The sequence below is a fragment of the Pseudomonas sp. ZS1P83 genome (assembly GCF_054897825.1).
On sequence record NZ_CM142706.1, the window covers coordinates 5625589 to 5648291 of the forward strand.

The 22703-nt window shown below is 59.5% G+C and carries 19 protein-coding genes; 12 read left to right on the forward strand and 7 right to left on the reverse strand.

All coding sequences use genetic code 11. The features are described 5' to 3' along the window. Nucleotides 1-3 precede the first annotated feature (3 nt). Nucleotides 4-1431: an aminotransferase-like domain-containing protein gene (locus tag ACYZT0_RS26370; RefSeq protein WP_462043658.1), complete on the reverse strand. Its 1428-nt coding sequence runs from the start codon at nucleotides 1429-1431 to the stop codon at nucleotides 4-6. Between the two features lie 178 nt (nucleotides 1432-1609). Between ACYZT0_RS26370 and ACYZT0_RS26375 the strand changes: the two genes are divergently transcribed. Beyond that, nucleotides 1610-1855, forward strand: coding sequence for a DUF1127 domain-containing protein (locus tag ACYZT0_RS26375; RefSeq protein ID WP_462043659.1), 246 nt, complete (start codon nucleotides 1610-1612; stop codon nucleotides 1853-1855). Between the two features lie 48 nt (nucleotides 1856-1903). Here the strand turns inward: ACYZT0_RS26375 and ACYZT0_RS26380 are convergent, their stop codons facing one another. Beyond that, the gene (locus ACYZT0_RS26380) at nucleotides 1904-3073 is read right to left on the reverse strand and encodes an IS4 family transposase (protein WP_462043660.1); all 1170 of its coding nucleotides are present in this window, start codon (nucleotides 3071-3073) and stop codon (nucleotides 1904-1906) included. A 198-nt stretch (nucleotides 3074-3271) separates the two neighbouring features. Further along, nucleotides 3272-4585: an NAD(P)/FAD-dependent oxidoreductase gene (locus ACYZT0_RS26385; RefSeq protein ID WP_462043661.1), complete on the reverse strand. Its 1314-nt coding sequence runs from the start codon at nucleotides 4583-4585 to the stop codon at nucleotides 3272-3274. Between the two features lie 147 nt (nucleotides 4586-4732). Here ACYZT0_RS26385 and ACYZT0_RS26390 point away from each other — a divergent pair, with 147 nt between their 5' ends. Next, on the forward strand, nucleotides 4733-5086 hold the full coding sequence (locus tag ACYZT0_RS26390; protein ID WP_462043662.1) for a YkgJ family cysteine cluster protein: 354 nt from the start codon (nucleotides 4733-4735) through the stop codon (nucleotides 5084-5086). Between the two features lie 8 nt (nucleotides 5087-5094). On the opposite strand, the gene ACYZT0_RS26395 is transcribed toward ACYZT0_RS26390, so the two are convergent. Beyond that, entirely contained in the window at nucleotides 5095-5583 is a 489-nt protein-coding gene (locus ACYZT0_RS26395; RefSeq protein ID WP_003206849.1) for an Lrp/AsnC ligand binding domain-containing protein, read from the reverse strand. 157 nt (nucleotides 5584-5740) lie between these two features. Here ACYZT0_RS26395 and dadA point away from each other — a divergent pair, with 157 nt between their 5' ends. The 6 genes from dadA to ACYZT0_RS26425 all read left to right on the forward strand — a co-directional run bounded on the left by dadA (nucleotide 5741) and on the right by ACYZT0_RS26425 (nucleotide 11900). Beyond that, nucleotides 5741-7045, forward strand: a complete 1305-nt coding sequence (gene dadA / locus ACYZT0_RS26400) for a D-amino acid dehydrogenase (RefSeq protein ID WP_462043663.1) — start codon at nucleotides 5741-5743, stop codon at nucleotides 7043-7045. Then, nucleotides 7017-7370, forward strand: coding sequence for a RidA family protein (locus ACYZT0_RS26405; RefSeq protein WP_076029299.1), 354 nt, complete (start codon nucleotides 7017-7019; stop codon nucleotides 7368-7370). Before dadA ends, ACYZT0_RS26405 begins: the two co-directional genes overlap by 29 nt. Before the next feature lie 126 nt (nucleotides 7371-7496). Further along, entirely contained in the window at nucleotides 7497-8570 is a 1074-nt protein-coding gene (alr, locus tag ACYZT0_RS26410; protein ID WP_462043664.1) for an alanine racemase, read from the forward strand. A 125-nt stretch (nucleotides 8571-8695) separates the two neighbouring features. Beyond that, nucleotides 8696-9244 (forward strand): cupin domain-containing protein, encoded by a 549-nt coding sequence (locus ACYZT0_RS26415; RefSeq protein ID WP_008150195.1) that lies wholly within the window; start codon nucleotides 8696-8698, stop codon nucleotides 9242-9244. A gap of 169 nt (nucleotides 9245-9413) precedes the next feature. Next, complete coding sequence (locus ACYZT0_RS26420) at nucleotides 9414-9839, forward strand: c-type cytochrome (RefSeq protein WP_462043665.1); 426 nt, start codon at nucleotides 9414-9416, stop codon at nucleotides 9837-9839. 135 nt (nucleotides 9840-9974) lie between these two features. After that, entirely contained in the window at nucleotides 9975-11900 is a 1926-nt protein-coding gene (locus ACYZT0_RS26425; RefSeq protein WP_462043666.1) for an acetyl-CoA hydrolase/transferase C-terminal domain-containing protein, read from the forward strand. A 132-nt stretch (nucleotides 11901-12032) separates the two neighbouring features. On the opposite strand, the gene ACYZT0_RS26430 is transcribed toward ACYZT0_RS26425, so the two are convergent. Both ACYZT0_RS26430 and rep read right to left on the reverse strand, forming a co-directional pair. Then, complete coding sequence (locus ACYZT0_RS26430) at nucleotides 12033-12605, reverse strand: xanthine phosphoribosyltransferase (protein ID WP_020799401.1); 573 nt, start codon at nucleotides 12603-12605, stop codon at nucleotides 12033-12035. A 57-nt stretch (nucleotides 12606-12662) separates the two neighbouring features. Continuing rightward, nucleotides 12663-14672, reverse strand: a complete 2010-nt coding sequence (gene rep, locus ACYZT0_RS26435) for a DNA helicase Rep (RefSeq protein WP_449645038.1) — start codon at nucleotides 14670-14672, stop codon at nucleotides 12663-12665. Nucleotides 14673-14934: 262 nt separating this feature from the next. On the opposite strand from rep, the gene ACYZT0_RS26440 reads away from it, so the two are divergent. Next, nucleotides 14935-16608, forward strand: a complete 1674-nt coding sequence (locus tag ACYZT0_RS26440) for a putative bifunctional diguanylate cyclase/phosphodiesterase (RefSeq protein ID WP_462043667.1) — start codon at nucleotides 14935-14937, stop codon at nucleotides 16606-16608. Nucleotides 16609-16716: 108 nt separating this feature from the next. On the opposite strand, the gene ACYZT0_RS26445 is transcribed toward ACYZT0_RS26440, so the two are convergent. Then, a complete protein-coding gene (locus tag ACYZT0_RS26445; RefSeq protein WP_462043668.1) occupies nucleotides 16717-18114 on the reverse strand; it encodes a NorM family multidrug efflux MATE transporter in 1398 nt (465 codons plus the stop codon). A gap of 176 nt (nucleotides 18115-18290) precedes the next feature. Here ACYZT0_RS26445 and ACYZT0_RS26450 point away from each other — a divergent pair, with 176 nt between their 5' ends. The 3 genes from ACYZT0_RS26450 (at nucleotide 18291) to ACYZT0_RS26460 (ending at nucleotide 22697) form a co-directional block, all read left to right on the forward strand. After that, nucleotides 18291-19211 carry a LysR substrate-binding domain-containing protein gene (locus ACYZT0_RS26450; RefSeq protein ID WP_462043669.1) on the forward strand — a complete coding sequence of 307 codons (921 nt, stop codon included), beginning with the start codon at nucleotides 18291-18293 and terminating at the stop codon, nucleotides 19209-19211. A gap of 183 nt (nucleotides 19212-19394) precedes the next feature. Further along, a complete protein-coding gene (locus tag ACYZT0_RS26455) occupies nucleotides 19395-21371 on the forward strand; it encodes a methyl-accepting chemotaxis protein (protein ID WP_462043670.1) in 1977 nt (658 codons plus the stop codon). Nucleotides 21372-21482: 111 nt separating this feature from the next. Then, the gene (locus ACYZT0_RS26460) at nucleotides 21483-22697 is read left to right on the forward strand and encodes an aldose 1-epimerase family protein (RefSeq protein ID WP_462043671.1); all 1215 of its coding nucleotides are present in this window, start codon (nucleotides 21483-21485) and stop codon (nucleotides 22695-22697) included. The last annotated feature ends 6 nt before the right edge of the window (nucleotides 22698-22703 follow it).

The window sequence follows — 22703 nt, forward strand, 5'->3', positions numbered from 1 at the left end:
TCCTCAGTCCGTGGGAGTCTCGGCCAACAGTTTGATCGCCGCAGTGCCAACCTTGCGCACCGCGTCTTCAATCTGCGGTGCGGGCTTGGCAGCGTAGTTCATGCGCAGGCAATTGCGGTATTTGCCCGAGGCGGAAAAAATGCTGCCGACGGCAATCTGTACGCCTTGATCGTGCAGCGCACGATTCAGTTTCAGGGTGTCGAAGCCCTCCGGCAGCTCAACCCAGAGCATGAAGCTGCCCTGCGGGCGACTGGCGCGGGTGCCGGCAGGAAAATAGCGGCTGACCCAATTGATCATTAAGTCGCGATTGCGCTGGTATTGGGTGCGCATCCGCCGCAAATGCGGTTCGAAGTGCCCGGCCTTGAGAAATTCGGCAATCGCGATCTGCGGTTGCGGCGCCGTAGAGCCGGTGCTGATGTATTTCATGTGCAGCACCCGTTCCAGATACCGTCCCGGCGCCACCCACCCGATACGCAGCCCTGGCGCCAGGGTTTTGGAGAAGGAACTGCACAGCAGGACGCGGCCGTCTTCGTCGAAGGATTTGATCGTGCGTGGACGCGGGTACGTGTAGGCCAGTTCGCCATACACATCGTCCTCGATGATCGCCACGTCGAAGCGCTGTGCGAGTGTCAACAACGCACGTTTTCGCGACTCCGGCATGATGTAGCCCAATGGGTTGTTGCAGTTGGGCGTCAACTGTATGGCCTTGATCGGCCATTGTTCCAAGGCCAGTTCCAGCGCATCGAGGCTGATGCCGGTGAGCGGGTCGGTGGGGATTTCCAGGGCTTTCATGCCCAGGCCCTTGAGGGTCTGCATGGCGCCGTGAAAGCTCGGCGAGTCCACCGCGACGATGTCGCCGGGTTCGCAGATGGAGCGGATGCTGGTGGAGAGCGCTTCGTGGCAACCGGTGGTCACCACCAAGTCTGCGGCGCTCAACTGGCAACCGGAATCGAGCATCAGGCGGGCGATCTGTTCGCGCAGTTCGAGGTTGCCATGGATGTTGTCGTAATACAGGCCGGGCATGTCCTGGCGCCGACTGATCTGCGCCAGCCCGCGCAGCAGCGGCTTCATGGTTGGCGAGGTGAGGTCCGGCATGCCGCGGCCCAGCTGCACCACGTCTTTGCGTGGCACTGCGCGAATCAACTCCAGCACCTGATCCCACTGGGAAATGTCCACCGGGCGTTGAGCCGGGCGGCCAACGGCCGGTAGTTCCGGCAGCTCGCGGCTGACCGGCACGAAGTACCCGGATTTCGGTTTCGGTGTCGCCAGCCCGCTGTCTTCCAACATCCGATAAGCCTGCTGCACGGTGCTCAGGCTGACCCCGTGTTCGACACTCAACGCCCGCACCGACGGCAACCGGTCACCGGGGCGATAGAAGCCCTGTTCGATACGCGTGCCGAGCAATTCAGCGAGGTTGACGTAAAGGGTCATGGTGCAGTCTCGGTAGGGTAGTTGGGCTGACCAGTACAGATGGGGCAAAAATCAGCGATTCAGAGGTCAATACCGCAAATCTGTATGGAATTAATACAACAGCATTGAATCTGTAATGCTTTTTGCCGTCCACGCATCATGAAAGCTCTGGCTACCCAAGTAAACAGGAGCAATCAAAATGAACGGCTTGAGCGATGTGCGGCTGACGTTACACAGTCAGGAACTGGCGGCAGGGCAAAACAACGGCGCATGCGAGGCGGTCATGCGCAACGCACCGTCGGGCCTGAGTCGCTGGGGTCTGTTCTGGCATCGCCTGCACACGCGCAAGGCGTTGCTCGAGCTTACGCCCGAGCAGCTCAGGGATGTCGGGTTGAGTCGGGAGCAGGCGCGGGAGGAGGGGCTTAAACCGTTCTGGCGGATCTAGTAATGATCGTTCCCACGCTCTGCGTCACTAGTGTCCGGTAAACATGCTTCATAGTTGAAGGCTGCCTTGGGCAGCCTTCAACTTTTCTCGCTCCTGCCTTCGTCGATCCCTCAATACTGGGGTTCCGGGCCGTTCAAACAGGACATGAACTATGCGAACCGTCAGTTCGAACAACGAGCCGGTAAATCCTGAGCGACGATGGAGTATTTGCAGTAACAGATAGCTGATCAAGGCACTGTAAATCTGCAAACGCACCGCATTTTCGGAGTAGGCATAAAAGCGTTTGAGCTTCAGATGTTGTTTGATCCACTTGAAAAATAGCTCGATCTGCCAACGATCTTTGTACAAGGACGCGATTTCTTCAGCTGTCCTCGTGAAGTCGTTGGTCACCAGAACTAACGGCGTCGCATGCCCCTCGCGCTCAACCACGACGCGTCTTACCGACTTTTCCCAGTAGTCGTTCAGGCGTTTGCCGGCCAAATGCTTTTTGCCAAACCGGACGACTTCATCGGTCATGACCGAGCTTTGCTCAGTCACGGTCGAGTGCTCATGCAGCACTTTGATATTGGCGTTTTTCTTCAGGCGGGTGACGAAAAAAGCACCTTTGGTCTGCAACTCGTGCCACCAGTTGTAATCGCAGTAGCCCTTGTCGAAAACATACGTCATGCCGGTCTGGATCGGCATTTCCAGTGCATCGCTCAGGTCGTTGACGTTGGCAGGCGTAATGTTCACGTACACCGGGGCCAGCTGCGCCAGATCCAGCCCGACATGCACTTTGAGGCCTTGGGTGATGCGGGTTTTCGTCGCGGCTGTCCAGCCATCGAAGTGAGGTCCGCGCAAGGTGATCGACGTGGAGTCAATCAGGCTAACCATGGCCCCGACCTCCTTGCGCTGCTGGCGGCTGACGGCGCTCATCAGGTACCCACAAAGGTCCTGTAATGGCCGGTAGTCACGCTTGTTCAAGGCATCGGACATTGTCGAGCGGGCAATAGGGCCGGCATTAAGATGGTAGCTATGCGGGCCGAAATTTTCGGAGATAGTCGCCAAGGACCGCAGGCTTGAGGCTTGGGTCAAATGGCCGCTGATCAGTGTCACCAGCAATTGCCAGGTCGTGCAGCGTTTGACGTAGCGATCAGCTTGGTGTGTTTCGATGGATTGCTGGAAAAACTGGCGCGGGATCGCACTGAGTAGTTGGCTTAAACGGGTGCTGGAAAACATAAGTCAAAATCGAGTCTGAAAAATCCGATTATGCCTCACAGCCGCCAACAGCAAGGGGGAGCAAGCTCCCCCCTCGTTTTTTACCGGACACTAGTGACGCTCTGCGTGGGAATGCCGCCCCGGACGCTCCGCGTCCGCTGTGACGCAGAGCGTCACTGGATGCATTCCCACGCAGGAGCGTGGGAACGATCATCTCCCTCAGACCAACTCTTTAAGCCGATGCCAAAGCATACCCAACGCCAGCAACGGCGAACGCAAATGTTTGCCGCCAGGGAAGGTGATATGCGGCACCTTGGCAAACAGATCAAAGCCTCCACTGTGCTGACCGCTGATAGCCTCAGCCAACAGTTTCGCCGCGAGGTGTGTGGCATTCACGCCATGACCGGAATATGCCTGGGCGTAATACACATTCGGCTGATCCTTCAGCCGCCCGATCTGCGGCAGGCGATTGGCGCCGATGCCGATCATCCCGCCCCATTGAAAATCGATCTTCACGCCGGCCAGTTGCGGGAAAACTTCCAGCATTTTCGGCTGCATGTACCCGGCGATGTCCTTCGGGTCGCGACCTGAATAATGACAGGCGCCGCCAAACAGCAAGCGTCGGTCCGCCGAGAGTCGGTAGTAATCCAGCGCCACCCGTTGATCGCAGACCGCCATATTCTGCGGCAGTAGCGAGTGAGCCCGCTCTTCACTCAAGGGTTCGGTGGCGATGATGTAGCTGCCGGCGGGCAGCACTTTGCCGCTGAGCTCGGGATTGAGTTCATTGAGGTAAGCGTTGCAGCCCAGTACCAGCGTCTTGGCGCGAACCGAGCCCTGGGCGGTATGGACCTTGACCTCGGGGCCATAATCGATGCGGGTAACCGCCGATTGTTCGAACAGCTTCACCCCCAACTGCTGGGCGGCGACCGCTTCGCCCAGTGCCAGGTTCAGCGGATGCAGATGCCCCGAGCCCATGTCGATCAAACCGCCGACGTAGCGGTCGGACCCCACCACGGAGTGCATTTCGTTGGCTTGCAGAAGACGGGTTTCGTAACGGTAACCGAGGCTGCGCAGCTCTTCGGCGTCTTCGGCAAAGCCTTCGAGGTCACGGGGCTTGTTGGCCAGGTCGCAGTAGCCCCAAGTCAGGTCGCAAGCGATCTGAAAACGCTCGACCCGCTGTCGGACGATTTCCACCGCTTCCAGGCCCATGAGTTTCATCTGACGCACGCCGTCCGCACCGACCACGTTAGCGAACTGATCGAGGCCATGGCCGACGCCACGAATCAATTGCCCGCCGTTGCGTCCGCTGGCACCCCAACCGATTTTGTGGGCTTCGAGCAGGATCACATTCAAGCCGCGTTCGGCCAGTTCGAGCGCCGCGTTCAACCCGGAGAACCCGCCACCGACCACGCACACGTCAGCCACCAGATCGCCTGTGAGCGCCGGATGATCGGGCTGCGGCAGGCTGCTGGCGGCGTAATAAGAGGCAGTGTGCTGGTGGTTCGGGGCAGGTTGTTGAGCACGGGCATTCATGTGCGTGTTCCTGATTCTTGTGTTTAGAAAATTTGACGGAGCATAAGCCGGACCTTCGGACACGGGCAACACTGGTCGGCAGGTGCTGTCTGGATCGGGGCTTTTGCGTCAGAATCGCGCTCTATTCCGCTTTTGGTCACCGCTTAGATGAGTTGCAACAGTCAGAAAATACGCACGTTCCGGCAGCAGATTCCCTCGTTCGACTGCGTGCCCGGCTGCCATGACTGTTGTGGGCCGGTGACCACCTCACCGGAAGAAATGTCTCGCCTGCCGCGCAAGACCCGGGCAGAGCAGGACGCCGCGATGGATGAACTCAATTGCGTCCACTTGGGGCCCAACGGCTGCACCGTGTATGACGAGCGGCCGCTGATCTGTCGGCTGTTTGGCACCACCAAGACTTTGCCGTGCCCTAATGGGCGCAGACCGGTGGAGCTGATTCATCCGCGGGTCGAGAAGCAAATTCACGAGTACATGGCCAGCACTCGGCAAGTCCTCGTTTGATCGTCGGCTCAATCCGGAATCGGCAGATTCAGGCTTTCTTTCACCTCTTCCATCACGATATAGCTCTTGGATTCGCGCACATGCGGCAACTTGAGCAGGATGTCGCCCAGCAGTTTGCGGTACGAGGCCATCTCGGAAATCCGCGCCTTCACCAGATAGTCGAAATCCCCTGACACCAGGTGGCACTCCAGCACGTGCGGGAGCTTCAGGACCGCGCGTCGGAACTCTTCGAAAGTATCACCGGATTTGTAGTCGAGGCTGATCTCGACGAACACCAGAAGACTACCCTTGAGGTGCTGCGGATTGAGCCGGGCGTTGTAGCCCATGATGATTCCTTCGCGCTCCAGACGCCGGACCCGCTCGGTACATGGCGTGGTCGAGAGCCCGACCTTTTCCCCCAGCTCGGTGAAGGAGATGCGCCCGTCCGCTTGCAGGATCCGCAAGATGTTGCGGTCGATCTTGTCCAGCTCACGCTTCGTTTGAGTGTTGGTACGCATAGGGGATGCGCCTCCGTGAAAAGGGATTTTGCCGAGAATTCTCGCCAAATATAGGCACTTATATAGTGAAAAGCACTGCCTAATCTTTTTTACACTGCGCACATCAATGCTCGACAACTACGAACGTCAGCGGCAAGCCGCGATGAGGGATATGAAAATGCGCGTTATGGTCTTGGGTAGCGGCGTCATCGGTACCGCCAGTGCTTATTATCTGGCTCGGGCCGGGTTTGAAGTGGTGGTCGTGGACCGTCAGCCAGCCCCTGCCATGGAGACCAGTTTCGCCAACGCCGGCCAGGTGTCGCCGGGTTATGCCTCGCCATGGGCCGCGCCGGGAGTTCCGCTCAAGGCCATCAAGTGGCTGTTGCAGCGCCACGCACCGCTGGCGATCAAGGCCACCGCCGACATCGACCAGTACCTGTGGATGGCGCAAATGCTGCGCAACTGCACTGCCAACCGTTATGCGGTGAACAAGGAGCGCATGGTCCGTCTGTCCGAGTACAGCCGTGATTGCCTCGACGAATTGCGCGCCGAAACCGGCATTGCCTACGAAGGCCGCAGCCTCGGCACTACACAACTGTTCCGCACCCAGGCTCAACTCGACGGCGCCTGGAAAGATATCGCCGTGCTGAAAGAGTCCGGCGTGCCGTTCGAACTGCTCGACCGCGCTGGCATTGCTCGGGTTGAACCGGCGCTGGCCGGCGTCACCGACATCCTCGCCGGTGCCTTGCGCCTGCCGAACGATCAAACTGGCGACTGCCAGATCTTCACCACCCGCCTGGCCGAAATGGCTGTGAAGCTCGGTGTGGAATTCCGCTTCGGCCAGGACATTCAGCGCCTCGACTACGCCGGTGATCGCGTCAACGGCGTATGGATCGACGGCAAGCTGGAAACCGCTGACCGCTACGTGCTGGCACTGGGCAGCTATTCGCCGCAGTTGCTCAAGCCGCTGGGCATCCGGGCTCCGGTGTATCCGCTCAAGGGTTACTCCCTGACCGTGCCGATCACCAACCCGGCGATGGCCCCGACTTCGACTATCCTCGATGAGACCTACAAGGTCGCGATCACCCGTTTTGACAACCGCATTCGCGTTGGCGGCATGGCTGAAATAGCCGGTTTTGACCTGTCGCTGAACCCACGTCGGCGCGAAACCCTGGAGATGATCGTCAACGACCTTTATCCTCAGGGCGGCGATCTGGCCCAGGCAAGTTTCTGGACCGGTCTGCGTCCGACCACCCCGGACGGCACGCCGATCGTCGGTGCAACGCCGTTCAGCAATCTGTTTTTGAACACGGGTCACGGTACGCTTGGTTGGACCATGGCGTGCGGTTCCGGTCGCTTGCTGGCTGATCTGATGGCGAAGAAAACGCCGCAAATCAGTGCCGAAGGCCTCGATATTTCCCGTTACGGCAAAAAAATTCAGGAGTCAGCAAAACATGTCAATCCAGCGCCAGCTCACCAATGAGCGTATGAGCCAGATCGTAGTCCACAGCGGTACCGTGTATCTGGCAGGGCAGGTCGGCGACGATATGAACGCCGGGATTGAACAACAGACTCGTGAAACGCTTGCCAACATCGAGCGTTTGCTGGATCTGGCCGGGACCGACAAGAGCCGCCTGCTGTCGGTGACGATTTACTTGAAAGACATTGATGCACACTTTGAAGGCATGAACGCGGTCTGGGACAAGTGGCTGCCAAAAGGCGTCGCACCGGCCCGTGCCACGGTTGAATCGAAGTTGTGCGAACCGCAAATACTGGTTGAGCTGTCGGTTGTCGCCGCTCTGCCATAACTGCTCTGAAATAACTGCTCTGAAATAAGTGTTCAGAAAGATCCCTCTTCCGGTGCTACTGGCGGTTCACGCCGTCAGCCAGCGCCGGTTTTTCTTCCCCAATGACCCGACCAGAAGTCTGCCGCCATGCGTCCTGCCCGTGCCCTGATCGACCTTCAAGCCCTGCGTCACAACTACCAAATCGCCCGTGAAGTCACGGGGGCCAAGGCCCTCGCGGTGATCAAGGCCGATGCCTATGGTCATGGCGCGGTGCGTTGCGCCCAGGCACTGGAAGCCTGCGCGGACGGATTTGCCGTGGCTTGCATTGAAGAGGCCCTGGAGCTGCGAGCCGCGGGCATTCATGCGCCGGTATTGTTGCTGGAAGGGTTTTTCGAGGCCGATGAGCTGTCGCTGATCGTCGAGCATGACTTCTGGTGCGTGGTGCATTCGCTGTGGCAGCTCGAAGCCATCGAGAACGCTGCACTGAGCAAGCCGATCACGGTCTGGCTCAAGCTCGACTCGGGCATGCATCGGGTTGGCTTGCATCCAAAGGATTATCAGGCGGCCTATCAACGGCTGCTGGCCAGCGGCAAGGTGGCGAAGATTGTTCTGATGAGCCACTTCGCCCGGGCCGATGAGCTGCACAGTCAGGCCAGTGCCGAACAGGTCGCCGTGTTCGAAGCAGCGCGTCAGGGCTTGTCGGCCGAGGTCAGCCTGCGCAACTCGCCGGCAGTGCTCGGCTGGCCGCAGATTCCCAGTGATTGGGTTCGCCCGGGCATCATGCTCTATGGCGCTACGCCATTCGAAGAAGCCAATGCCGTGGCGTCGCGCCTGCAACCGGTGATGTCCCTCGAATCGAAAGTGATTTGCGTGCGTGAACTGCCGGCCGGCGAGCCGATCGGTTACGGCGCCAAATTCATCACCCAGAAACCGATGCGCGTGGGTGTGGTAGCCATGGGTTACGCCGACGGCTACCCACGTCAGGCACCGACCGGTACGCCAGTGATGGTTGCCGGGCAGCGCAGCCAGTTGATTGGCCGGGTGTCGATGGACATGCTCTGCATCGACCTGACCGATGTGCCGCAAGCCGGTCTCGGTTCGACCGTCGAGTTGTGGGGCAAAAATATCCTCGCCAGTGACGTGGCTGTGGCCGCGGGCACGATTCCTTACCAGATCTTCTGCAACCTGCGCCGGGTGCCAATGCTCTATTCCGGGGCTTGACGCAAAGTGCACCGACCGAAAGTCGCTTCGCCAAACAGGATTCAGGTCCAAGTGTTGTAAATATTGAACGCTGTCGCCATGATAACGCTCAATATTCCAACAACCTGAATCTTGGAGGCGCAAGCTTGGACGTCGGTGAACGACTGCAATCCATCCGTAAGCTCAAAGGACTTTCCCAGCGTGAACTCGCCAAACGCGCGGGCGTCACCAACAGCACCATTTCGATGATCGAGAAGAACAGCGTCAGCCCCTCGATCAGTTCGCTGAGGAAGGTACTGGGCGGGATTCCCATGTCCATGGTCGAGTTCTTTTCCGAAGAGATCCTGCAGGAAAAACCGACTCAGATCGTCTACAAAGCCAACGAGCTGATCGATATTTCCGATGGCGCAGTGACCATGAAGCTGGTCGGCAGGGCTCATCCGAGCCGGGCCATCGCGTTCCTTAACGAAATCTACCCGCCAGGCGCCGACACCGGTGACGAGATGCTCACCCATGAGGGCGAGGAAACCGGGATTTTGCTCGAAGGTCGACTTGAGCTGGTGGTAGGGCTTGAAACTTTTGTGCTCGAAGCCGGCGACAGCTACTACTTTGAAAGTACTAAACCGCACCGTTTCCGCAATCCGTTCGATGCGCCGGCGCGACTAATCAGCGCAGCTACTCCAGCCAATTTCTAAGTAAAGAGGCGTCCCGCCAGCATTGCGCAGGTGCCCGAGTTGTTTTTCCTCCACGCATAAGACCCCTTCGACTTTGGGGTTGTTTCAGTGTGGCGGGCTTACCGTTATACTTGCGCCCGCCTGCGAACCGTGGCCGTGGGCGTGACTAGCCACCATTGAGGGTGAACGCGTGAATCTAATTATGAAAATGCTGGCCGTACCAGCAACCGTATTGGCCCTATGGGCAGTCAGCGCACAAGCTGCGACCAACGACGATATTGCTAAACGCCTTGAGCCCGTCGGCCAAGTCTGTGTGACGGGTAAAGAGTGCAAGGGGATGGAAGTAGCTGCTTCTGCGGGTGGTGGTGATGCCAAAACCCCTGACTCAGTGATTGCAAAACATTGCAACGCTTGCCACGGCACTGGCCTGTTGGGCGCGCCGAAAATCGGTGATGCCGCAGCGTGGGGCGAGCGCGCCAAGAAAGAAGGCGGCCTTGACGGCTTACTGGCAAAAGCCATCTCCGGCATCAATGCAATGCCTCCAAAAGGCACCTGCGCCGATTGCGCCGATGCCGACCTCAAGGGTGCTATCCAGAAGATGTCCGGCCTGAAATAAGCCTTCATCTTCAGCAAAAAAGCCGCTTACGAGCGGCTTTTTTGTGCCCACGATTTGCTCCCGAGACTATTCATTGGAGCAAAGACCCGGCAAGCTCGGTCCAACCCCAGTTCACGGAATGTAAGGGAGGATCAGATGGTGCAGCTGTGTTCTATCGAGCAAGCGGTTGATGACGTCTTGGCACGGTTGCCAACGCATATCCACATGGGGCTGCCCCTCGGTCTGGGCAAACCCAACCACTTCGTCAACGCGCTGTTTCAACGCATCGCGCAGTTGCCCGAACGGCAGCTGACAATCTACACCGCGCTATGCCTGGGCCGTCCCGCCTTGGGCGACGGTTTGCAAAAGCGTTTTCTGGAACCCTTTATCGAACGGGTTTTCGGTGATTATCCGGAACTGGATTTCCTGGCAGAGCTGCATCGCGACAACCTGCCGTCCAACATCCATGTTCAGCAATTCTTCATGCAGCCCGGCAGCCTGCTCCACAGCGAACAGGCCCAGCAGGATTACGTCAGCAGCAATTACAGCCACGCCGCTCGAGACATCAACGCCGCCGGGCTGAACCTGGTGGCGCAATTGGTGGCCAGCCACAGCGAACATCCCGATCGCCTGAGCCTGAGCTGCAACCCGGACATCACCCTCGACCTGTTCCCCATGATCGCCAAGCGTCGGACGGGGGGGGAGACGATCCTGCTGGTGGGCCAGGTGCACAACGATTTGCCGTACATGCCCGGCGATGCCGAAATCGGTATCGACACGTTCGACCTGCTGATCGACGAGAAGGACAGCACCACGCTGTTCTCCACGCCGAACATGCCGGTGGGTTTCCAGGATCACTTCATCGGGCTGTACGCCAGCACGCTGGTACGCGACGGCGGCACTTTGCAGATCGGCATCGGCGCCATGGGCGACGCGCTGACCGCTGCGTTGCTGGCGCGGCAGGCCGACAATGAGGGTTACAAGGCGTTGCTGGCGGACGTGAATCTCAGCCAGTGGGCGCAACTCATCGACCGCGAGGGCGGCGTCGAACCCTTCGCCAAAGGGCTTTACGGTTGCAGCGAAATGTTCGTCAACGGTTTGCTGGTGCTGGCCGACGCCGGGATTGTGCGGCGCAAGGTCTACCCCGATGTGCCGACCCAGCAACAAGCGAATGCCGGCACGCTGGATGAAGCCGCGCAGACTGACGGCATCTCGGTGCACGGCGGTTTCTTCCTTGGGCCGCGCAGTTTCTATGAGCGCCTGCGCGAGCTGCCGCAAAGCAAGCGGCTCGAATTCAACATGACCCGCATCAGCTACATCAACGAGCTCTACGGTCAGGAAGAACTCAAACGCTTGCAGCGCCTCGATGCGCGCTTCATCAACACCGTGTTCACCATGACCTTGCTGGGTGCAGGCGTGGCCGATCAACTCGAAGACGGGCGAGTGCTCAGCGGTGTCGGCGGGCAATACAACTTCGTCGTCCAGGGCCATGCGCTGGAAGGGGCGCGTTCGGTGTTGCTCCTGCGCAGCTGGCGTGAATCGGGCGGTGAGGTGAATTCGAACATCGTCTGGGAGTACGGCCATTGCACGATCCCGCGGCATTTGCGGGACATTGTGGTCACCGAGTACGGCATCGCCGATCTGCGGGGCAAGACCGATGCGGCAGTGATCGAGGCGTTGCTGAACATCAGTGATTCACGCTTCCAGCAGGGGTTGATCGAGCAGGCGCAGAACGTTGGTAAATTGCCGAAGAACTTCCGCATTGATCCACGGTTCGCCGATAACTACCCGCAGCGTTTGCAGGCGATTCAGGCGCGGCATCCGAATTTGTTTCCGGAGTATCCGCTGGGGTGTGATTTCACCGCTGAAGAGCGGGATCTGTTGCGGGCGCTGAACTGGTTGAAGAGCAAGTTCAAACTCACGGAGATTCTGGAACTGGGCAAGGCCGCGCTGGATGCGCCGCAGGCGTCGGAATTTCCCGTGCATCTGGAGCGGATGCAGCTGACCAACCCGGAAGGGCTGAAAGAGGATTTGTTTCAGCGGCTATTGCTCACCGGCCTGAAAGCCACCGCGCAAACCTGATCGTGACTGATCGTTCCCACGCTCTGCGTGGGAATGCAGCCCGGGACGCTCCGCGTCCCATTCGAAAGCTGGAACGCGGAGCGTCCCTTGAGGCATTCCCACGCGGAGCGTGGGACCGATCGTCAGCGAGGGTTATTCGATAAAGGTCACAACGCCGCCAGCCAGGGACTGCACCCGCGCCAACGATTCAACCCGATAACCCTGCGCATCCAGTTCCGCACGGCCGCCCTGGAACGACTTCTCAATCACGATCCCCAAACCAGCCACCGTAGCGCCGGCCTGTTTGATGATCGAGATCAGCGCCTGCGACGCCTTACCGTTGGCCAAAAAGTCATCGATGATCAGCACGCGATCGCTGCTGGTCAGGTGGCGGGGGGAGATCGCCACGGTGCTTTCGGTCTGCTTGGTGAACGAATAAACGGTCGCCGACAGCAGGTTTTCGGTCAGGGTCAGGGACTGATGCTTGCGGGCGAAAATCACCGGCACGCCGAGGTTCAGACCAGTCATGATCGCCGGAGCAATGCCCGAGGCTTCGATGGTGACGATCTTGGTGATGCCCGAATCCTTGAACAGCGTGGCGAATTCGTCGCCGATCAGCTTCATCAGGGCCGGGTCGATCTGGTGGTTCAGAAAGGCGTCGACTTTCAGGACCTGGTCGGAAAGCACGATGCCTTCTTCGCGAATTTTCTTGTGCAGTGCTTCCATGAAGCTTCCTCTTTTGGCGCCTTGTGCGCCTAAGGTTCGGTTAAAAAGCAGTCGATTCTAGCGCTTTAACATCGCGCGTATATCCGCCAATGCGGTATTACCGCGAACAGCTTTGACTTCAACCGGCGTGTCGTCGTTGCCTTCCCAGGCCAGGTCGTCCGGTGGCAGTTCATCGAGGAAGCGGCTCGGTGCGCAATCGATGATCTCGCCGTATTGCTTACGCTTGGCGGCGAACGTGAAGGCCAGCGTCTGACGCGCTCGGGTAATTCCGACGTAGGCCAGCCGGCGTTCTTCTTCGATGGTGTCGGCTTCGATACTGGAGCGGTGCGGGAGGATTTCCTCTTCCATGCCCATGATGAACACGTAAGGAAACTCCAGACCTTTGGAGGCGTGCAGGGTCATCATCTGCACACCTTCGGCGCCGTCTTCCTCTTCCTGCTGACGTTCCAGCATGTCGCGCAGGACGAGTTTGCCGATGGCGTCTTCGACGGTCATCTCGCCTTCTTCGTCTTTTTCGAGCGTGTTCTTCAACGCCTCGATCAGGAACCAGACGTTACCCATGCGGTAATCGGCGGCCTTGTCGCTGGAGCTGTTGGTGCGCAGCCAGTTCTCGTAGTCGATGTCCATGACCATGCTGCGCAGCGCCGAGATCGGGTCTTCGCCGGCGCACTGCTCGCGAACCTTGTCCATGAAACGCTTGAAGCGCGACAGGCGATCAGTGAAGCGGGCATCCAGATGCTCGCCCAGACCGATTTCGTCGGTGGCGGCATACATCGAGATTTTTCGCCCGGTGGCGTAGTTGCCAAGCTTTTCCAGTGTGGTCGAACCGATCTCCCGGCGAGGGACGTTGATCACCCGCAGGAAGGCGTTGTCGTCGTCCGGGTTCACGATCAGGCGGAAGTAGGCCATCAGGTCTTTTACTTCCTGACGTCCGAAAAAGCTGTTGCCACCGGACAGGCGATACGGAATCTGGTGGTGTTGCAGCTTCAGCTCGATCAGCTTGGCCTGGTAGTTACCGCGATACAGAATCGCGAAATCGCTGTACGGCCGATCCGTGCGCAAATGCAGGGTCAGCAGTTCCACAGCCACCCGTTCGGCTTCGGCGTCTTCGTTGCGGCAACGGATCACGCGAATTTCGTCGCCGTGGCCCATCTCGCTCCACAGCTGCTTCTCGAATTCATGCGGGTTGTTCGAGATCAGTACGTTGGCGCAGCGCAGGATGCGGCTGGTGGAGCGATAGTTTTGCTCCAGCATCACCACTTTCAGGGACGGGTAATCGTCCTTGAGCAGCATCAGGTTTTCCGGCCGCGCGCCGCGCCAGGCATAGATCGACTGGTCGTCGTCACCGACCACGGTGAACTGGTTGCGCGTGCCGATCAGCAGCTTCACCAGCAAATACTGGCTGGCGTTGGTGTCCTGGTATTCGTCTACCAGCAGGTAGCGGACCTTGTTCTGCCATTTTTCGAGGATGTCGGGGTGTTCCTGGAACAGCTTCACCGGCTGCAGGATCAGGTCGTCGAAGTCCACCGCGTTGAACGCCTTGAGCGTGCGCTGATAGTGGGTGTAGACGATGGCGGCGGTCTGTTCCTTGGGGTTGCGTGCGTTTTCCAGGGCTTCGGGCGGCAGGATCAGGTCGTTCTTCCACGAGCCGATCATGTTCTTGATCTCATCGACGCCGTCGTCGCCCGAGTATTCCTTCTGCATGATGTCGGTCATCAGGGCTTTGACATCGGTCTCGTCGAAGATCGAGAAACCTGGCTTGTAGCCCAGCCGCACGTGTTCCTTGCGGATGATGTTCAGGCCCAGGTTGTGGAAGGTGCAGACCGTCAGGCCGCGACCTTCGCCACCCTTGAGCAGGGTGCCGACCCGCTCCTTCATCTCGCGCGCCGCCTTGTTGGTGAAGGTCATGGCGACGATGTACTGCGCGCGGATGCCGCAATTCTGGATCAGATGCGCAATTTTGCGGGTGATCACGCTGGTCTTGCCGGAGCCTGCGCCGGCGAGCACCAAAAGAGGGCCGCCGACGTAGCTCACGGCTTCTTGCTGCCGGGGATTGAGTCGGGACATACGAAATCAGGGAGTCGTTTGCGAAATGGGCCGGCATTTTAACAGGCTCAGCGAATTGTGCTGCTCTCTCCGACTTGTGACGCAGCACGCTATCTATATTTGCCGGTTTTGATACTTTCACGCAGGATGCGCAATGAGTTTGCGTCTAATGTTCGTCATTCAAGATACAAAGCAACGGTTGATAACGATGTCATTTGGTCATTGGTTACCGGCGCTGCATAATGCCCGTCGCCTACATCTTTGCAGAGTCTAGGGAGCTAGCTTGTCTACGCCTGTCGAACCCTTGCGTTTGCTGCTACTGGCCGAAGAGCCAGCGTGGGCAGCGTTGTTGCGCGAGTGTCTGGCTCCGATGGGGAGCTCGGCCGTGCTGATCAGCGCGCCGAGCTGGGAGTCGGTCAGCAGTCTGTTCGATGACAACCGCAACGCGGTGTTATTGACGATCCCGGCTCTTCAGCCTTTGCCTGGCCGTTGCAGCCTGCCGACGGTGTTGCTGCTCGAACACGAGCCGCTGTCTCCACCCGACGGTGTCAGTGACTGGCTGGTGCGCGATCTGCTCGATCCCGGCATGTTGCGACGTTGCCTGCGCCATGTGCGTGAGCGCGGCGTGCTGGAAAACACACTGCAGCGCCTGGCCGAGCAAGACCCGCTGACCGGCATCGCCAACCGCCAGGGTTTTCAGACCTTGCTGGCGGCACGCCTGGCGGAAAACGACGGCCGCGGCCTGGCCCTCGGTCACCTCGACCTCGATAACTTCCGTCACGCCAACGACGCCCTCGGCCATCAGGCCGGCGATCGGTTGATCCTGCAAGTGGTCGCGCGGCTGAAAAGCCAGCTTGAGGCCGGCGATCAACTGGCGCGGCTGGGCAGCGATGAATTTGCCCTGCTGATTGACACTCGCCGCGCGCCTCAGCGCGCCGAATGGATGGCCGAACGCATTACCGAAGCGCTGGCCGAGCCTTACTGGGTCGACGGCGAAAGCCTGTTGATCGGCTCCAGCCTCGGTATTGCCCACGCCCGGGCCCAGGCCGGCGCCGACCCGCTGATGTGGCACGCGCACATCGCCATGCAACAAGCCAAAAGCACTCAGGGCTGTACCTTTCACATCTTCAACGAACGCATCAATCGCAATGCCCGCAGCATCGCCGACCTCGAAAGCGAGCTGCGCCGGGCGTTGCGTCGGGATGAATTGGAACTGCATTACCAGCCACGCCTGAACCTTGAGGACGGGCAGATCGTCGGCCTCGAAGCGTTGGTGCGCTGGCGTCACGCCGAACGGGGCTTGCTGCCACCCAGCGAGTTTGTGCCGCTGGCCGAGCAGAGCGGTTTGATCGTGCCGTTGGGTTACTGGGTGATTTCCCGCGCCTTGCGCGACATGCAGGCGTTGCGCGAACGGGGTTTACCGGCGTTGCACATGGCGATCAACCTCTCGTTCCGGCAGTTTCAGGACAGCCAGTTACTGTCGACGCTGAGTCGGTTGATTGCCGAGCGCGGCGTCGAGGCGCAATGGCTGGAGTTCGAACTGACTGAAACCGCGGTGATGCGCCGCAGCGATCTGGTGAAACAGACAATGGATGCCCTGGGGCGTCTGGGTGTGCGCTTCTCCCTGGACGACTTCGGTACCGGTTTCTCTTCGTTTGTGCACCTCAACAGCTTGCCAATTACCTTGCTGAAGGTTGACAAGAGTTTCGTCGGCGGCATGGAGGAGCGTGAAGAGAACCGCAAACTCGTCCACGCGATGATCAATCTGGCGCACAACCTCAACCTTGAAGTGGTCGCCGAAGGTGTGGAAACACCGGAGCAGCTGGATTTGTTGCGCGGGTTTGGTTGCGATCAGGTGCAGGGGTATCTGATCAGCAAGCCATTGCCGCTGGCGGAGCTGGTTGAGTATTTGACCTTTGGCTCCAGCCAGCAGACCGCATTGGAAGTCGTGAGCTAACGAGGATCCTGTAGGAGCGAGGCTTGCCTGCGGAGGCGGCGTGTCAGTTAACAGAGATGTCGACTGACACGACGCCTTCGCGGGCAAGCCTCGCTCCTACAGGGAATCTCAGTCAGGCTGAACCATCCGGAAACCAGCCTGTGGCGAAGGCTCTCGCCGAATCATCCGCGTCATCTTCCACTCAAACGCCAACGTCAGGCTCACCGCCGCGCACGCCAACCCCAGCGCCAAGCCCCACCAGACGCCCGTCGGCCCCCAATTCAAATGGAAGGCCATCCACCAGGCGGCTGGCGCGCCAATCAGCCAGTAGCAGGCCAAACCCACCAGGAACGTGGTCTTGGCATCCTTGAGCCCGCGAATGCAGCCCATGGCGATGGTTTGCGTACCGTCGAACAGTTCGAACCACGCCGCTACCGCCAGCAGGCTCACGGCCAGGTCGATGACCGGGCGAAAGGCCGGGTCGTTATGGTCAAGGAACAACCCGATCAACTGATTGGGCAGCAGCCAGAAGACCATGGCGAAGGCCAGCATCGAGGCGCCGCCAAACGCGATCCCGACCCGACCGGCCAGCCGTGCGTCAAGCAACTGCCCGGCGCCGTAGTGCTGACCGATACGCATGGTGATCGCATAGGAAAGCCCCGCCGGCACCATGAACGCCACCGAGACGATTTGCAGGGCGATCTGGTGTGCGCCCAGTTGCGTACTGCCCATAGTGCCCATGCACAGCGCCGCAAAGGCAAACAGTCCGACTTCCACTGCATAGGTGCCGCCGATGGGCAGGCCCAGGCGCCACAGTTCTTTAAGGTACTGCCGGTTCGGCCGCGACAGGCCCTGGCGCAGCGGGTAAGCGTTGTAGGCCGGATGCCGACGGATGTGCAGCGCCAGTGCCACGGCCATCAGATTGGCGACGATCGCGGTGACCAGGCCAATCCCCACCAGGCCCATTTTTGGCAAGCCAAACATCCCGGTGATGAACGCGTAGTTGAGGACGAAGTTGGCCACGGTGCCGCCCAGGCTGATCACCATCACCGGCGTTGCCCGGCCGATGGCGCTGGTGAAACCGCGCAGGGCCATGAAACTCAAGTAGCCGGGCAAGGCGAATGGCAAGATCAGCAAGAACTGTCCTGCCGCATGGACGTTGGTTTCGGTCTGGCCAAATAGCAGCAATACCGGTTTGAGGTTCCACAGCAGCAACCCGGCCACCAGTGCCATCAGCCATGCGAGCCAAAGCCCGGCTTGAGTCAGCCGCGCAGCGCCCACGATATCGCCCGCGCCCTGACGGATCGCCACCAAGGTGCCGACCGCCGCTATTACGCCGATGCAGAAAATCGACACGAACGAGTAAGTCGCCGCGCCCAGGCCACCCCCGGCCAACGCTTCGGGACTCAGGCGCGCCATCATCAAGGTGTCGGTGAGGACCATCAGCATGTGCGCCAACTGTGAGGCAATCAACGGCCCCGCCAGCCGCAGGATGGCCCAGAGTTCGGTACGCGCTGGATGCTGCATGGTCATCACGCTCCGCTCTTAAAGAGAAAAGGAAAGCCAAAGTGGACAGGAAAGCCTCGATTCTCGGCGCTCTACGGGGTTTGCACAAAGGGATAAAAAGGATGGGTGGCATGATTCAAACTCATGCTGGAGAGTTTCTGCTAGGGTGACCGAATCCCGCTATAGGAGCTTTCCGAATGTCCCGTCGTCTTCCTCCCTTGTATGCCCTGCGCGCATTCGAAGCGGCGGCGCGGCACAGCTCGTTTACCCGCGCGGCCGAAGAATTATCGATCACTCAAAGTGCGGTTAGCCGACATATTCGTACGCTTGAGGACCATTTTGCCTGTCGGCTGTTTCACCGCAGCGGGCGCAATCTGCAATTGACCGAATCGGCGCGGCTGATCCTGCCTGGCATTCGTGAAGGCTTCACCGCGCTGGAGCGGGCCTGCAATACCTTGCGCGCCGAGGATGACATTCTGCGCATGAAAGCGCCGTCGACCCTGACCATGCGTTGGCTGCTGGCACGGCTCAGCCGCTTTCGGCACCTGCAACCAGGCAATGAGGTGCAATTGACCAGCGCCTGGATGGACGTCGACTCGGTGGACTTCAACCATGAACCGTTCGACTGCGCCGTCATCCTCAGCAACGGGCATTTTCAGCCGGACTGGGAGGCGAGTTTCCTGTTCCCGGAAGAGCTGATTCCAGTAGGCGCGCCGAATCTTCTGCAGGACCAGCCGTGGGATGTCGCGCGGCTGGCCAATGCCGAACTGCTGCACCCGACGCCGGACCGTCGCGACTGGCGCAGTTGGCTGGAACGCATGGGGCTGACGGACCAGGTGTCACTCAAGGGCGGGCAGGTGTTCGACACGCTGGAACTCGGCATGATCGCCGCCGCCCGAGGCTATGGCGTGTCCATGGGCGATCTGTTGATGGTCGCGGAGGATGTGGCGCAGGGACGCTTGAGTTTGCCGTGGCCGACGGCCGTCGCCAGCGGTGAGAATTATTACCTCGTCTGGCCGAAAACACGCCCCGGAGGTGAACGTTTGCGTCGACTCAGCGACTTCTTGCAAGGCGAAGTCCGAGCAATGGAATTGCCCGATGTCCAGCACTTGAGTTGAATCGATAGAGCCGCCGCAAATGGCGGCCTTGAGCCATATCCCGGTTAACTACTCAAGTATTCAGGTTTGCCGCCGAAAATCTGCAGATGGAACCTTCGTGCAGGTTCGACGTAATTCCCATTAGAAATTTTGCTGAGTGTGCGTCGTGATCAGGATGATCCGGTCACTCGGCCAGGAGCTGTCATGTCTCAACCTCGTGCCCGGATCGCCTCACAGCTTGGTCTTGCGCTTGCCGTGATACTGGCGATTGTCATCAGCGGCAGTACCGTGTTCGCCCTGCGCTCGCTGGACACCGCCAACCTTGCCACCCGCGAAGAGCATTTGGCCAGTGAAGCCCGGTTGCTGGCCGATCAGTTGAGCACCTTTCACGGCACGTTGCGTGAAAGCACCCAGCGCTTGGCCGGCCTGTTCGAGAAACGCTTCAGCGCGGGGCTGAGCGTGCATCCGGACGAACCGGTGGTCGTGGCGGGCACCCAGACCCCGGGCCTGCACCTGGGCAGCGAAGTATTGAACAACAACTTCAAGGAAGTGGACGAGTTCAAGCAAATGACGGCGGGTGTCGCCACGGTGTTCGTGCGCAGCGGCGAAGACTTTATTCGGATCAGCACCTCACTTAGCAAACAGGACGGCAACCGGGCGATCGGCACGCTGCTCGATCACGCGAACCCGGCCTATGCCCGCTTGATGGCGGGGCAGAGCTATGTCGGTCGTGCCTTGCTGTTCGAACGCTCCTACATGACTCAGTACACCCCCGTACGCGACAGCAGCGGTAAGGTGATTGCCGTACTGTTCGTAGGATTCGACTACACCGACGCGCAGAACGCGCAGTTCGCCAACCTCAAGCGCTTCCGTATCGGCCAGACCGGTTCCCTGGCGCTGCTGGATGAACAGAGCAAATGGCTGGTGCCGATCGCGGGCGTACAAGCGCTGGATCAGGCGACTCCGACCATCGTTGGCTTGGCGAAAACGCCGGGCAAGGGCGAGTTCTGGAGCGACAAGTCCGAGGACTTCTACAGCATTGCCGTACCGTTTGAAGGCGGCCCATGGTCGGTCGTGGCGAGCATGCCGAAAACCGAAATCCGTGCCGTGACCTGGAGTGTCGGTATTCAATTGGCAATTGGCAGTCTGCTGGCAATGTTGATCGCTGTGGGCTCGGCAGTCTGGCTGTTGCGCAGCAAACTCGCGCCGCTGGGTGATTTGGTGCGTCAGGCTGAAGCCTTGGGTGCCGGTGATTTGAGCGTGCGGCTGAACGTGTCGAGCCACGATGAGATCGGTCAGCTGGCCCGCGCTTTCAACCAGATGAGCCAAGCTTTGTCGACCATGGTCGAGCACATCCGCAAAGCTTCGCAAGAGGTCAACAGCCGTGCCCAGGCCTTGTCCGGTCTGTCGGGTGGTGCCTATGAAGGGATGGAGCAGCAGTCGGGCGAAATCACCAGCATGGCCGGCGCCGTGGAAGAGTTCAGCGCCACCTCCCTGAACATTGCCGACAACATGGGCAGCACCCAGCGTCTGGCTCAGGAAAACGCACAGCAAACCCAGATCGGTCGTACGTCGATGGACGAAGCGTCCTCGTCTCTGGAGCAAATCGCCGGCGCGCTTCAGAGCACGGCGACGGTGATCAATACCTTGGGTCAGCGCTCCCAGGAAATCGGTGGCATTGTCGGTGTGATTACCTCGATTGCCGATCAAACCAACCTGCTGGCGCTCAACGCCGCTATCGAAGCCGCTCGTGCCGGCGAGCAGGGTCGTGGTTTTGCGGTGGTGGCCGATGAAGTTCGCAACCTGGCTTCACGCACTCGCAAAGCGACTGACGAAATTTCCGGCATGATCCAAAGTATTCAGCAGGAAACTGGCAATGCCATCAGCACTATGGAGCAGGGCAACGTCTTGATGCAGGAAGGCTTGTCGCGCAACGCCAACGTCGCCAGTGCCCTAGCACGTATCGATGAGCAAAGCCGTTCTGCCGGGCAGCAATTCGCGGCGATCACCACCGCGACCCAAGAGCAGAGCAGCACCGCAACCTTGCTGAGCAGCAACCTGCAAAGCATTGCCCTGGCGAACAGTGAGCAGCGCGAAGTGGTGTCCAATCTGGCGATCACCGCCAAAGAGCTGGAGAAGCTGGCAGCGGATTTGCGGCATGAGGTTGACCGGTTCCGCTAAGGGACTGCCGCATTCTTTCTCTGGCATGAGCTGAGTTGTGTTGTTTTTAAGCTTGATGAATCGTTTCAGCAAGACTATAAAAACGACACAACTCCAAGAAAGGCTCCTGTCATGACTCCGCTCAAACTCATCATCGCTCTCGGTGCGCTGTCGGCTACCTCCCACGCCATGGCTTGGGACTACGTGTTGCTCGACACCGACAAAGCGGCCCAGAACTGGCAGATCACCAGTCAGCAGCTCGGCATCAAAACCGGCAAACCCTTCTCGGTCACCCTGCGTACCTTGCACGGCGGTCGGCAGGAGGGCGTCAGCATCGTCGACATCGATAACGGCACCATGAAACTCTCGGTGGTGCCGACCCGCGGGATGAACGTCCTACAGGCGTCGGTCGGTGATGTGCGCATGGGTTGGGATTCGCCGGTCAAGGACGTGGTCAATCCGTCCTTCATCGAACTCAACGGCCGCGGCGGGCTGGGCTGGCTCGAGGGCTTTAACGAGCTGGTCGCTCGCTGTGGCTACGAGTGGGTCGGCCACCCGGGCATGGACAACGGTGAACTGCTGACTCTCCACGGTCGCGCCGCCAACATTCCGGCCGGCAAAGTCACTTTGCACATCGACGAAAATGCGCCTTACGCCATCAGCCTGCGCGGCGAGCTGAAAGAGCAGGCGTTCAAGAAAGTCGACTTCTCGGTGATGACCGAACTGGTCACCGAACCCGGCAGCGCTGCGTTCGCCCTCAACGACACCCTCACCAACAACGGCGATTATCCAAAGGAATACCAGGCGCTGTACCACAGCAACTTCAGCACTCCATTCCTGGAGCAGGGCGCCCGTTTCGCCGCACCGGTGAAACAGGTGTCGCCGTTCAATGACAAGGCAAAAGGGGATCTGCCGGACTGGCAAACCTACCGCGCGCCGACCAAGGACTACGACGAGACGGTTTACAACGTCGTGCCGTATGCCGATGCCAAGGGCGACACGCTGACCGTGTTGCATAACAAGGCAGGCAGCCTTGGGGTTGCGGTGGGTTTCAATACTCAACAGTTGCCGGTGTTCTCCCTGTGGAAAAACACTGACACCCAAGGGCAGGGCTACGTCACGGGTCTTGAGCCAGGGACGAGCTTTTCCTATAACCGTCGGTATCAGCGGCCACTGAATCTGGTGCCGACGATTGCGGCCAAGGAGCAGAAGCAGTTCCAGATCAGCTACAGCCTGTTGGCGGACAAGGGGGCTGTGGATAACGCGTTGAAGCGGGTGAGCGAGATTCAGAGCGGGCGGCAAACTGAGGTGCGCCAAACACCATTGGTGGATCTCACCAAAGAATAATCCCTG